12 protein-coding genes are annotated in these 11,068 nt (G+C 71.2%); 6 read left to right on the top strand and 6 right to left on the bottom strand.

Translation table 11 applies throughout. The annotated features are described in order from the left end of the window. Window positions 1-101: 101 nt before the first annotated feature. From BM396_RS00935 to BM396_RS00920, 4 genes are all read left to right on the top strand, one after another. On the top strand, window positions 102-701 hold the full coding sequence (locus BM396_RS00935) for a PAS domain-containing protein (protein WP_043379521.1): 600 nt from the start codon (window positions 102-104) through the stop codon (window positions 699-701). Window positions 702-1,011: 310 nt separating this feature from the next. After that, a complete protein-coding gene (locus BM396_RS00930) occupies window positions 1,012-1,521 on the top strand; it encodes a ferritin-like domain-containing protein (RefSeq protein ID WP_043379524.1) in 510 nt (169 codons plus the stop codon). 88 nt (window positions 1,522-1,609) lie between these two features. Further along, a complete protein-coding gene (locus BM396_RS00925; RefSeq protein WP_081948564.1) occupies window positions 1,610-2,254 on the top strand; it encodes a cysteine hydrolase family protein in 645 nt (214 codons plus the stop codon). Between the two features lie 203 nt (window positions 2,255-2,457). Next, complete coding sequence (locus BM396_RS00920) at window positions 2,458-2,655, top strand: hypothetical protein (RefSeq protein WP_012318739.1); 198 nt, start codon at window positions 2,458-2,460, stop codon at window positions 2,653-2,655. A 102-nt stretch (window positions 2,656-2,757) separates the two neighbouring features. Here the strand turns inward: BM396_RS00920 and BM396_RS00915 are convergent, their stop codons facing one another. Further along, window positions 2,758-3,528: an SDR family NAD(P)-dependent oxidoreductase gene (locus BM396_RS00915; protein ID WP_043379527.1), complete on the bottom strand. Its 771-nt coding sequence runs from the start codon at window positions 3,526-3,528 to the stop codon at window positions 2,758-2,760. A gap of 152 nt (window positions 3,529-3,680) precedes the next feature. Here BM396_RS00915 and BM396_RS00910 point away from each other — a divergent pair, with 152 nt between their 5' ends. Next, entirely contained in the window at window positions 3,681-4,310 is a 630-nt protein-coding gene (locus BM396_RS00910) for a TetR/AcrR family transcriptional regulator (RefSeq protein WP_043379529.1), read from the top strand. A 301-nt stretch (window positions 4,311-4,611) separates the two neighbouring features. On the opposite strand, the gene BM396_RS00905 is transcribed toward BM396_RS00910, so the two are convergent. The 5 genes from BM396_RS00905 to BM396_RS00885 form a co-directional block, all read right to left on the bottom strand. Then, the gene (locus BM396_RS00905; protein WP_043346068.1) at window positions 4,612-4,956 is read right to left on the bottom strand and encodes a DUF1330 domain-containing protein; all 345 of its coding nucleotides are present in this window, start codon (window positions 4,954-4,956) and stop codon (window positions 4,612-4,614) included. Between the two features lie 64 nt (window positions 4,957-5,020). Continuing rightward, window positions 5,021-5,713 (bottom strand): orotidine-5'-phosphate decarboxylase, encoded by a 693-nt coding sequence (pyrF, locus tag BM396_RS00900; RefSeq protein ID WP_043379783.1) that lies wholly within the window; start codon window positions 5,711-5,713, stop codon window positions 5,021-5,023. A gap of 69 nt (window positions 5,714-5,782) precedes the next feature. Then, on the bottom strand, window positions 5,783-6,400 hold the full coding sequence (locus BM396_RS00895; RefSeq protein ID WP_043379530.1) for a uracil-DNA glycosylase family protein: 618 nt from the start codon (window positions 6,398-6,400) through the stop codon (window positions 5,783-5,785). 137 nt (window positions 6,401-6,537) lie between these two features. Beyond that, window positions 6,538-8,733, bottom strand: a complete 2,196-nt coding sequence (locus BM396_RS00890) for a xanthine dehydrogenase family protein molybdopterin-binding subunit (RefSeq protein ID WP_051975941.1) — start codon at window positions 8,731-8,733, stop codon at window positions 6,538-6,540. A 50-nt stretch (window positions 8,734-8,783) separates the two neighbouring features. Then, complete coding sequence (locus BM396_RS00885) at window positions 8,784-9,239, bottom strand: (2Fe-2S)-binding protein (RefSeq protein WP_043346072.1); 456 nt, start codon at window positions 9,237-9,239, stop codon at window positions 8,784-8,786. 284 nt (window positions 9,240-9,523) lie between these two features. Between BM396_RS00885 and BM396_RS00880 the strand changes: the two genes are divergently transcribed. Next, complete coding sequence (locus BM396_RS00880) at window positions 9,524-11,059, top strand: sensor histidine kinase (RefSeq protein ID WP_043346075.1); 1,536 nt, start codon at window positions 9,524-9,526, stop codon at window positions 11,057-11,059. Window positions 11,060-11,068 lie beyond the last annotated feature (9 nt).

The raw sequence follows: 11,068 nt of genomic DNA, 5'->3' as shown, positions 1-11,068 counted from the left end.
TAATTGTGTCGCTTGCAGATCCCAACGGAATACGGAGTGTGTACGATCGGAGGGGGCGCGCGGCAGCGGCCGTTTTGGCGATGCGCTCGGGGATGCCACGGATGGCCCAAACGGACGAGGATGTGTCCGAGGCGGCTCTGGTCGCGGCTCTCGAAGCCTCGGGCGGCGTCGGCTTCTGGATGTGGGACATTCTCCGGGACGAGGCGCGGGCCGATCCGGTGAGCGCCCTTCTGTTCAACATCAGCCCGGCCCGGTCGCGGGCCGGCGTCAGCCTCGCCGAGCTCCTGGAGGCCGTCCATCCGGACGACCAGCCGCATATCTCGCAGGTCATCCTGGATTGCGTCCGCACGGGCGGCTCCTACACGGCCGAGTACCGCGTCTGCTCCCCGGAAGGCCGGCTGCGGTGGCTGTTCACCCGCGGGCATTTCTACCTCGATCAGGACGGCCGACCGTCCACCGGCCGGGGGGTGATCGTCGAGATCTCGGACAGCAAGTCCGCCGGCACAGCCTTCGCGAAGCGCGACGGGGCCACGATCGACGACGCCCTCAGCCGGACCGCCGACCTGTGCCTCTCGCTGCACGACACGGTCTCGCAGCTCCGCGACACCGCCCTGGTGGCGCTGACCGAGACGCTGCTGATCGAGATCGGCCGGCGCCTCGCGGACCGCCAGCGCACCGAGCGCGGCGACGCCCTGCACTGATTGGGGCCCCGTTCCCGTCGAGGCGGCGGCCAGGGCGACGACCGTGGCGCCGGAGCCGCGTCTCCCCATCGACGTCGCCGGCCGGTTGACCCGCCCCGTCAGTCCGGGGCGTCGAGGGCAAGCCCGGACCCGGAGAGGCGCGCCGGAGGCGGTCGATCCGGAACCGCGCCGGTCCGGATCCCGAAACGGCGCAGGACAGGCTCGATCGGCGCCTCCTCCTGCGACCTTCCGACCGGAACTTGGCCGCGCGGCGCCTGTGTTTGCTGGTTGAACGAGCCATCAGGCTCGCAACTGCTACGAGGTAAACGCCATGACCATGGACGTCCGCGAGATCTACGTCACGGCCCTGAAGAATACCCATGCGGTTGAGATGCAGGCGCTGCAGATCATGGAGCGGCAGGTCGAGCGTCTGGAGCGCTACCCCGAGATGGAACAGGCCCTGCGCCGCCACATCGAGGAGACGCACGGGCAGCGCCAGCGCCTGGAGGAGGCGCTCCAGAGCCTGGGCGACAGCCCCTCGGCCCTCAAGGAGGGCTTCCTGGGCTTCGTCGGGAACATGATGGCGCTCGGTCACACCCCGGCCCAGGACGAGATCCTGAAGAACACCTACGCCAACCACGCCTTCGAGAATTTCGAGATCGCCGCCTACGAGTCGCTGCTCACGATCAGCGACGCCGCCGGACAGCAGGGCCACCGGAGCGCCTTCGAGCAGTCGCTCAAGGAGGAGCAGGCCATGGCGGATGCGATGCGCAAGCTGATCCGTCCGATCACGGAGCGCTACCTCTCCCTGACGGTGTCCGGCGCCAAGGCCGATCGCTGACGTCGCGCCGTCCCCGCCCGAAGCGGGGCGGGGACGGCCGCGTCCGACGACCCTCACACCAACGCCGACCCGGCCTGATTGCGCGCACATGGACACTGGAAGCGGACGATCGACGAATGCTCCCCGGCCGGAGGGGAAAGCCTCCGGAGGGGCCCTGGAGACGGGTTGCGTCCATCTCTGCATCGACATGCAGCGCATGTTCGCCGAGCCCACCGACTGGCAGACCCCGTGGATGAACCGCGTCCTGCCGCAGGTGTGCCGCCTCGCGGCGGCGCATCCGGAGCGGACCATCTTCACCCGCTTCATCCCGGCCGCCCGGCCGGGCGAGGGCCGCGGCACCTGGGCGACCTACTCGCAGCGTTGGGCCGCCATGACCCGGGAGCGCCTCGACGCCGGCATGATCGACCTCGTCCCGGATCTCGCCCGGATGGTCCCGCCCGCGGAGGTCGTCGACAAGACCGTCTATTCGCCCTGGCTCGAGACCGGCCTCGACGCGCGCCTGCGGGCGCGCGCTGTCGATACGCTGATCGTCACCGGCGCCGAGACGGATGTCTGCGTGCTGGCCGCCGTGCTCGGCGGCGTCGATCTCGGCTACCGGATCGTGCTGGCCACCGACGCCCTGTGCAGCTCCTGCGACGCGGCGCACGACGCCCTCCTGCTGATGTACCGGATGCGTTACGGCCACCAGGTCGAGACCATGACGACCGCCGAGATCCTCGATCTCTGGCACTGACCCAGCCCGCCGCCCTCCGGACAGGGCCGAACATTCGCACCGTAATAGCCAAGCTCAGGCGAGATCTGCGCGAGCCGTCCGCGACCATCCCGGCTCTCGAACACTCGATCCGTGCGCCGCCGCACGCGAAAAACAGTCGCGCCGCGCGAACCAGCGGCCTGCGCGACCGTTATGATCCTGAACACGGTCCCGGAGGAAAGGTTATGGCCAAGCACGAGATCCTCGGCTACTTCGAGCACCGCCGCGACGGGGCCTGGGTCTGCGTCCGTCCCTTCACCCTGACCACCCGGGATGCCAGCGTCGACATCCGCCAGGGGATGCGCTTCGACTACGGCAAGCGTGTCGGGGGTGTCGACCTGGCCGAGTACCTCGAGCGGCTGGGCTCGCAATTCGGGTCCTGAGGGCCTGCCCGAGGGCTTGGTGGCACCACCGGCAGCCCCGGCGCCGGTCAAAAATGTCTCGACGCGGCGCCGGACCTTGAGCCCAGCGCCGCGCTTCGTCGTTCAGGCGCCACCCCACTGCATCGTCAAGCCGCCATCGACCACCAGAGTGTGGCCGGTGACATAGGCCGCGGCATCCGAGGCCAGATACACGATCGCTTGAGCGATCTCCTCCGGCTGGCCGGCCCGATGCCACGGGATCCGCTCCAGGGACTGGTCCAGAACCTCCGACCGCTCGAACCGGTCCGCGGTCATCGGCGTCTCGATCAGGCCCGGGGCGACATTGTTGACGTTGATCCGGTCCTCGGCGAGTTCCCGCGACAGGGAGCGGCAGAGGGAGCCGAGCCCCGCCTTCGACATCCCGTAGGGCGCGCTCTCAGGGGTGGGCAGGTGCTGGGCCACGGAGGAGACGAACACGATCTTGCCGTTCCCGCCCTGCGCCCGGCGCATCTTGATGAAGGGGCGGGCACAGAAGAGCGGTCCCATGAGGTTCACCCGCAGGATCCGCTCCAGGACTGCGTCGTCCATCTCGGCGACCGGTATCCCGCTCATGGCCTGTCCGGCATTGGCCACGAGGATGTCGAGGGTGCCGAGCTCGCTGCCGATACGGTCGAAGGCCGCCGTGACGGCCGCCGGATCGCCGACATCGAGCTGGAGCACCAGGGCCCGGCGGCCCGCGGCCTCGACCCGCGCGGCGGTCTCGCGGATGCCGTCCGCGTCGCTGTGATAGGTGATCGCGACGTCGGCGCCTGCCCGGGCGAGCAGTTCCGCCGTCGCCTGCCCGATGCCGGAATCGGCCCCGGTGACCAGGGCACGGGTGTCGGTGAAGCTCATCGGGACTCTCTCGCTGGCACCGCCATGGCGGCCGGATGCGGGGGCAATGGGTGTCGCCGGGGCGGGTTCCGGGCGCGCGCACCGGCCGCAGGGGAACCCGATCCGGGTTCGCGTCTTTGACGCCCCACGGCCGCATGGCCTAGTGAGGACGCATGTCCCTGGACGAAACGCCCCACGCGATCGCAGAGGAGTGCGCGCCCGACACGCGGAGCCGCATCCTGGCGACGGCGGGCACGTATTTCCGCGAGATCGGCTATCAGAAGACGACCGTGGCCGACATCGCCCGGACGCTCAAGATGAGTCCGGCCAACGTCTACCGGTTCTTCGAGTCGAAGAAGGCGATCAACGAGGCGGTGCTGGAGCGGCTGATCGGCGAGAGCGAGGCGGTGATCTCGGAGATCGCCGACCGGCCGGGCCTCGACGCCACCGCGCGCCTCGTGGCGGCGATCGAGACCCTGCATCGCGACTGCACCCGCCGCTGCGAGACGTTTCCCCGCCTGCACGAGATGATCGAGGCGGCGATGGTGGAGAGCTGGGACGTCTGCCGTCATCACGTGGCCCGGATCACCGCCGGGTTCGAGCGGATCATCCGCGAGGGGGTGGCCCGGGGCGAATTCGAGGCCGCCGATCCCGTCGAGGCGGCCGCCTGCATCCACGCCGCCATCGCCCGCTACACCCATCCGCTGCTGGTGGGCAGCTCCAGTCTTCAGCCGGTGCCGCCCGTCGCCGCGATGACGGCCTTCCTGCTGCGGAGCCTTGCGCCGCGGAGGCCGCTGTCGTAGCGCGACCGGACGAGATCCGGGATCGTCGCCGGCGGCATCGCGGCCGCCCCGGAGGACCCGCCTCCATGGTCCCGCTCTGACGGTCGGTCCAACGTCGGCATTCCGCCCCCCGCCCCACAGGGGCGAAGCGGCGCGCCGGGACAGTGGCGATCGCCAGCGCGGACACCGCGCCGCCGGATGCGATGGCGGCCGGGGACGACACCTCCGTCATTCCCCGACTGCGCGCAGGCCCCGAAATCCAGAGCCCCGTCCGGTGCCCGGCTCGGCCGCGCGAGACTCCGCGTGGCCCCTTCGCTGCGATCTACTCGGAAGCCGGACCGGCCTCCGGCGCCGGCTCGGAGGCGCTCGGCTGCGGGCCGTCATAGCCCTCGATCACCAGGATCTCGGCCTCGACGCCGCCGCGCTGCTTGGCCTTGGCCGCCTGGTAGAGGTCGGAGTTCCAGCAGGCGAGGGCATCGGCATAGCTCGGGAACTCGATCACCACGTTGCGGGATCGGGCCGGCCCCATCACCGCCTCGTGGGCGCCGCCGCGCACGAGGAAGCGACCGCCGAACTTGGCGAAGGCGGCACCGTTGGCCGCCACGTACGCCTTGTAGGCCTCCGCGTCGCGGACATCGACCCGCGCGATCCAGTAGCCCTTCGTCATGCTGCGTCTCCTGCCTTGCGGAGCGAAGTGGATCCGATCGGCGCGAAGGCAATCCCGGTCCGGTTCAGGCGAGTTCCGTCACGATCGCCTGCGCCACCGCGCGGGGGTCGGCGGCGCCGGTGATCGGGCGCCCGACCACCACATGGTCGATCCCGACCTTTCGGGCATCGCCGGGGGTCATCACCCGCTTCTGGTCGCCGGCCTCGGTGCCCGCCGGGCGGATGCCCGGAGTGACGATCAGCCGGTCCGGGCCGACGATGCGCCGGACCGAGCCCGCCTCGGCAGCCGAGCAGACGAGGCCGTCGATGCCGATCTCGGCGGCCTGGGCGGCGCGCTTGGCGACGAGCTCCGCCACCGGCAGGCCGTAGCCGGCCTCCGCGGCGTCGGCATCGTCGTAGGAGGTGAGCACCGTCACGGCGAGGATCTTGAGCCCCGCGCCCCGGCCGCGGACCGCCGCCCGCATGGTCTGCGGGTAGGCGTGGACGGTGAGGAAGGTGGCGCCGGAGCCCGAGGCCGAGCGCACGCCCTCCTCGACGGTGTTGCCGATGTCGTGGAGCTTCAGGTCGAGGAAGACCTTGAGGCCGCGGGCCGCCAGCCGCTCGGCCAGGGCGAGGCCGCCCGCGTAACCCAGCTGGTAGCCGATCTTGTAGAAGGTCGCGGCGTCGCCGATTCGGTCGATCAGCGCCTCGGCCGCCTGCACGCTCGGCAGGTCGAGGGCCACGATCAGGCGGTCGCGGGGGTCGGCAATCTCGGTCATCGGCGCGTCCTTCGGGGTCGCGGCAGCGATTCCGCGGAACGCCTGCGAGGTCAATGCCGGCACGGCCACTCACCCCGCCAACACCCGCGCCACCTCGGCGCGCAGCACCGGCAGCAGCTCCGCCTCGAACCAGGGCTCGCGCTTCAGCCAGCCGTTGTTGCGCCAGGACGGGTGGGGCAGGGGGAGCACCCGGGGGCGCCGGGGCTCGGCGAGGATCTCCCGCCAGCGGCGCACCGTTCCGGTGAGCCCGCCCTCCATCCGTCCGAGATGCCAGCCTTGCGCGTACTGGCCGATCACCAGGATCAGTTCGAGGTCGGGCAGGCCGGAGAACAGCTCCGCCCGCCAGCGCTCGGCGCATTCCCGGCGCGGCGGCCGGTCGCCGCCCTTGGCGTCGAGGCCGGGGAAGCACGATCCCATCGGCACGATGGCGACCCGGGCCGCGTCGTAGAACTGCGCTTCGTCGAGGCCGAGCCAGGACCGCAGCCGCACGCCCGACGGGTCGGTGAACGGCTGGCCCGTGCGGTGGGCGCGCGTGCCGGGCGCCTGGCTGGCGATGCACAGGCGGGCCGTGGCCGAGCCCTGCACGATCGGCCGGGGCTCCTGGGGCAGGGGCGGACCGTAGAGCGGGCTGTCCCGGCAGAGGCGGCAGGCGCGCAGGCGCGCGGCGGTGTCGTCGAAGGCGGGCATGCCCCGGAGATGGCGCATCGGCGCAGAAAAAAGAAACGGCGCGGTGTCGCGCCGCGCCGTCTTCAGTCGGGTCTCTTGCCTTGGGGGGAAGGCCTCTCCTCCCTACGCCGAACCGGGCCGGTGGAACGTGCGATTCCTCACGCGCCCTTCACGCCCGAGAGGTCGAGAGGCAGGGAGCGCAGGCGCCGGCCGGTGGCGGCGAAGACCGCGTTGGCGATCGACGGTCCCAGGACGGGCACGCCCGGCTCGCCGATCCCGGTCGGCGCCACCTGGCTCGGCACGATGTGAACCTCGACCGTCGGCATCTCGCTCATCCGGGTCGGCGCGTAGGCGTCGAAATTGTGCTCCTGCACCTGCCCGTCCTTGAGGGTGATGCGGTTGCGCAGCACCGCCGACAGGGCGAAGCCCACCGCACCCTCGACCTGCGCGCGGATCACGTCCGGGTTGACCGGAACGCCGACATCCACCGCCGCCACGATCCGGTTCACCCGGACCGCGTTCTCCTGAGCGGTGACGTCGGCGACCATGGCGACGTACGAGCCGAAGGATTCGTGGACCGCAACCCCGAGGCCGCGGCCCGGATCCTGCGGCTTGGCGCTCCAGCCGGCCTTCTCGGCGGCGAGCTTCAGCACGCCGGAGAGCCGCGGCGCCTGGGCGAGGAGCGACAGCCGGTAGGCCACCGGATCGACGTTGGCGGCATGGGCCAGCTCGTCGATCATCACCTCCATCACGTGGGCCGTGTGGGTGTGGCCGACCGAGCGCCACCACAGGACCGGCACGCCCTCACGGCCATTGTGGACGCCGAACCGGTAGGCCGGCAGCGCGTAGGGCGTGTCGGAGGCGCCCTCCACGGTGGTGGAGTCGATCCCGTTCTTGACGATCATCGCCTCGAAGGGCGAGCCGATCATGATCGACTTGCCGACCATGACGTGGTCCCAGCCGACCACCGCGCCCTTGGCGTCGATGCCGGCCCGGACCTTGTGCAGCACGGTCGGGCGGTAATAGCCGCCGGCCATGTCGTCCTCGCGGGTCCAGACGAGGTGCACGGGGGCCTTCTCGCCCGACGCCTTCAGAACCGTCGCGGCTTCGGCGAGGTAGTCGGCGGTGGGGGTCGCCCGGCGGCCGAAGGAGCCGCCGGCCCAGTTGCTGTGGAGGCGCACCCGGTCGGGCGTCACCCCGAGGATCGCCGCCATCGTCGCCTGCTCGACGGTCTGGAACTGGAAGCCCGCGTAGACGTCGTAGCCGCCGTCGGCCGCCCGCTCGATCGTGGCGTTCAAGGGCTCCATCGCCGCATGGGCGAGGTAGGGGAAGGTGAACTCGGCCTCGACGACCTTGGCGGCCCCTCTCAGCGCCGCCTGCGGGTCGCCGCGCTCGGAGGCCGTGAGGCCGGGGCCCTTGGCCCGCTCACGGTACTCCGCGAGGATCGCGTCGGACGAGCGGGTCTCGGCGGTGCTGTCGTCCCAGGCGACGGTAAGCGCCTCGCGGCCCTTCATGGCCGACCACGTGTCGCGGGCGATCACCGCCACGCCGGTGGGCACCTGCACCACGTCGAGGACGCCGGCGACCTTGCGGGCGGCGGCGGCATCGAAGCTCTTCACGGTGGCGCCGAAACGCGGTGCCCGGGCCACGACCGCGGTGACCTGGTTGGGGCGGCGGATATCCAGCGAGTAGATCGCCGTGCCGTTGGTCTTGGCCACGGAATCGAGGCGCGGGATCGTCTGGCCGATCAGCCGCCACTCGCTCGGATCCTTGAGCCGCGGCTCGGAGGGGACCGGCAGGGAGGCGGCCGAGGCGGCGAGTTCCCCGAACCGGGCCTGCCGGCCGGAGGGCGCGTGGCGCACGATGTTGTCGGCGACCGTGATCTCCGAAACCGGCACCTTCCAGCGGAAGGCGGCTTCGGCCATCAGCATCTCGCGGGCGGCCGCACCCGCCTTGCGCAGCTGGAACCAGGAATTGGCCACCGCGGTGGAGCCGCCGGTGCCCTGGATCGGGCCCATCAGGCTGTTGTTGTAGAGCGTCGCATCCGCGGGGGCGAATTCGGTGCGGACCTTGGACCAGTCGGCGCCGAGCTCGTCGGCCAGGATGGTGGCGAGGCCGGTCGTGTTCCCCTGGCCCATGTCGAGGTGCTTGATCACCACCGTGACGGTGTCGTCGGCGCCGATCCGCACGAAGGCGTTGGGCTGCGCCTTGACGTCGGCGAGGTTCGGGCCGGATGCCGCGCGGGCGGATTTCGGGTCGAGCCGGAACGCGACCACGAGGGCGCCGGCGCCGGCGAGCAGGCCGCGGCGGCTGGGACGGGCGGGCAGGGGATTCGGTCGACGGGCGTTCAGCATGGCGGCGAGGCTCCGGTCGGGACCGCGGGGAAGGTGAGGCGTCAGGCCGATCAGGCGAGGCTGCGCGCGGCTTCGTGAATCGCCGCGCGGATGCGCTGGTAGGTGCCGCAGCGGCAGATGTTGCCGTCCATGGCGCCGTCGATGTCGGCGTCGCTGGGCTTGGCGTTGCCCGAGAGCAGGCCGATCGCCGACATGATCTGGCCGGACTGGCAGTAGCCGCACTGGACCACGTCGAGCTTGCGCCACGCCGCCTGGACGGCCTCGGCCACGCGGCCCGACACGCCCTCGATGGTCGTCACCTGCGCGGTGCCGACATCGCCAAGCCGCGTCTGGCAGGACCGGACCGGCTGCCCGTCGAGATGGACCGTGCAGGCGCCACACTGCGCGATGCCGCAGCCGTACTTGGTGCCGGTGGCGTCGAGCCGGTCGCGCAGCACCCAGAGCAGGGGCATGTCGGGGTCGGCGTCGACCGCGTGCGTGACACCGTTGACGGTGAGATTCGGCATGGTCGGCGACCCTTTCTCGACGCGGGCATCCGGGCAGCCCGGATCACGGCGTGCGGTCTCGCACGGGTAAGCGAGCACGCACCCTTAAATAGCGAGCCCATGCCCGGACACGATGTGCGGCACCGCACTTCAATCCGGCGGCGGCACAGCCTCGATACAGCCCCCGATGCTTAAGATTGAAGGGATGCCGGCAGCCGCTTCTTAACACATCCGCCTCATCTTCACGGCGTGCTTCCCAGCCACCGCCGCCCGTCCGCGGAATCGAGCCGAGTTTCAAGACGCGCATGCCCGATCTCACCGTCGAGATGGTCCAGCGCGGTCGCGGCCCCTCGACGGAGGAGGCGGCGCGCCGCCTCGGGGTCGCCCGGGAAATCCGCTCGGCCCGCGAGAAGCTGACCTCGCAGACCGGCCTGGAGCGGGCCTTCGACTACGAGCTGCTGCGCCACTACGCCCAGTACCGGGCCGGCGCGGGCATCCCGCTGGTGGGATTCGCGGCGGCGCTCGCCACGGCGGCGACCTTCTGGATCGCGCCGCCGGTGGCGGCGGCCTGGGCGCTCGGCGTGTTCCTGATGATCACGCTCAACACCACCTTGAGCCGGCGCTTCCTCCGCGCCGACCCGGCGACGATCCCGCTCGCCCGCTGGCGCCGGCGCTTCCTGATCGGCGAGGTGCTGCAGAGCCTGTCGTGGTCCGCGATGATCGGGCTCGGCACCACCGGCGGCTGGACCTTCGCGCTGTTCGGCCTCGTCATCGCCTCCGCCGTCACCACCATGCTGGCCGCGACGGTGCCGCTGGCCGCCATCGCCGCCCTGGTCCCGCTGGCGCTCGCCACCGTGTCCCTCGCCGCCTTCTCCCGCGGGATGGACCTGCTGATGCTGGTGGTGATGGCCGGCGGCGCGCAGGTCTTCTTCCTCGGCCTCTCCCGCCGCCTCTACACCTCGACGGTGGGCGCCCTGCGCTCCCGGGCCGAGAAGGACGCGGTGTTCGGCGAGCTGGAACAGGCCAAGGCCAATTCCGACGAGGCCCGCCGCCGGGCCGAAGAGGCCAACCTCGCCAAGTCGCGCTTCCTCGCCACCATGAGCCACGAGCTGCGGACGCCGCTCAACGCCATCCTGGGCTTCTCGGAAGTGATGAAGAACGAGGTGTTCGGCACCCACACGGCGCCGTCCTATCGGGAATACTCGCACGACATCCACGACAGCGGGATGCATCTCCTGAACCTGATCAACGAGATCCTCGACCTGTCGCGGATCGAGGCGGGGCGCTACGAACTCAACGAGGAGCCGGTGCAGCTCGCCCACGTGGTGGAGGAGTGCCGCCACATGATGGGCCTGCGGGCCAAGGCCAAGAACCAGACGTTCCACGATCTCGTGGACGGCTCGCTGCCGCGGCTCTGGGCGGACGAGCGGGCGCTCCGCCAGATCGTGCTGAACCTCCTGTCGAACGCCGTGAAGTTCACGCCGCCGGGCGGCGAGATCTGGCTGAAGGTCGGCTGGACCGCGTCGGGCGGCCAATACGTCTCGGTGAAGGACAGCGGCCCGGGCATCCCGGAAGACGAACTCGGCACGGTCCTGTCCTCGTTCGGGCGCGGCTCCCTGGCGATCAAGACCGCCGAGCAGGGCTCCGGGCTGGGCCTGCCGATCGTGAAGGGCCTGGTGGAACTGCATGGCGGGCAGTTCCAGCTGTCCTCCAAGCCGCGCGAGGGCACCGAGGTGGTGGTGACGCTGCCAGCCTCCCGGGTCATGGACACGCTGCCGGCCGTCGAGGTCGAGCCGGAGGTGGTGGCCCCCGCGCGCAGTCCCCTCAACCGCGCGGCGTGACCCGCGCCG

Origin of the sequence: Methylobacterium sp. UNCCL125, assembly GCF_900116795.1 — a bacterium.
Classification (GTDB): domain Bacteria; phylum Pseudomonadota; class Alphaproteobacteria; order Rhizobiales; family Beijerinckiaceae; genus Methylobacterium; species Methylobacterium fujisawaense.
This window is presented reverse-complemented; position numbering and strand designations above follow the sequence as displayed.

Coding starts and splice junctions, on each gene's coding strand:
- BM396_RS00905 (WP_043346068.1), bottom strand. CDS start 4,956: ATGACGAAGGGCTACTGGATCGCGCGGGTCGATGTCCGCGACGCGGAG.
- BM396_RS00895 (WP_043379530.1), bottom strand. CDS start 6,400: ATGCCCGCCTTCGACGACACCGCCGCGCGCCTGCGCGCCTGCCGCCTC.
- BM396_RS00920 (WP_012318739.1), top strand. CDS start 2,458: ATGGCCAAGCACGAGATCCTCGGCTACTTCGAGCACCGCCGCGACGGG.
- BM396_RS00880 (WP_043346075.1), top strand. CDS start 9,524: ATGCCCGATCTCACCGTCGAGATGGTCCAGCGCGGTCGCGGCCCCTCG.
- BM396_RS00885 (WP_043346072.1), bottom strand. CDS start 9,239: ATGCCGAATCTCACCGTCAACGGTGTCACGCACGCGGTCGACGCCGAC.
- BM396_RS00915 (WP_043379527.1), bottom strand. CDS start 3,528: ATGAGCTTCACCGACACCCGTGCCCTGGTCACCGGGGCCGATTCCGGC.
- BM396_RS00935 (WP_043379521.1), top strand. CDS start 102: ATGGCCCAAACGGACGAGGATGTGTCCGAGGCGGCTCTGGTCGCGGCT.
- BM396_RS00890 (WP_051975941.1), bottom strand. CDS start 8,733: ATGCTGAACGCCCGTCGACCGAATCCCCTGCCCGCCCGTCCCAGCCGC.
- pyrF (WP_043379783.1), bottom strand. CDS start 5,713: ATGACCGAGATTGCCGACCCCCGCGACCGCCTGATCGTGGCCCTCGAC.
- BM396_RS00910 (WP_043379529.1), top strand. CDS start 3,681: ATGTCCCTGGACGAAACGCCCCACGCGATCGCAGAGGAGTGCGCGCCC.
- BM396_RS00925 (WP_081948564.1), top strand. CDS start 1,610: ATGGACACTGGAAGCGGACGATCGACGAATGCTCCCCGGCCGGAGGGG.
- BM396_RS00930 (WP_043379524.1), top strand. CDS start 1,012: ATGACCATGGACGTCCGCGAGATCTACGTCACGGCCCTGAAGAATACC.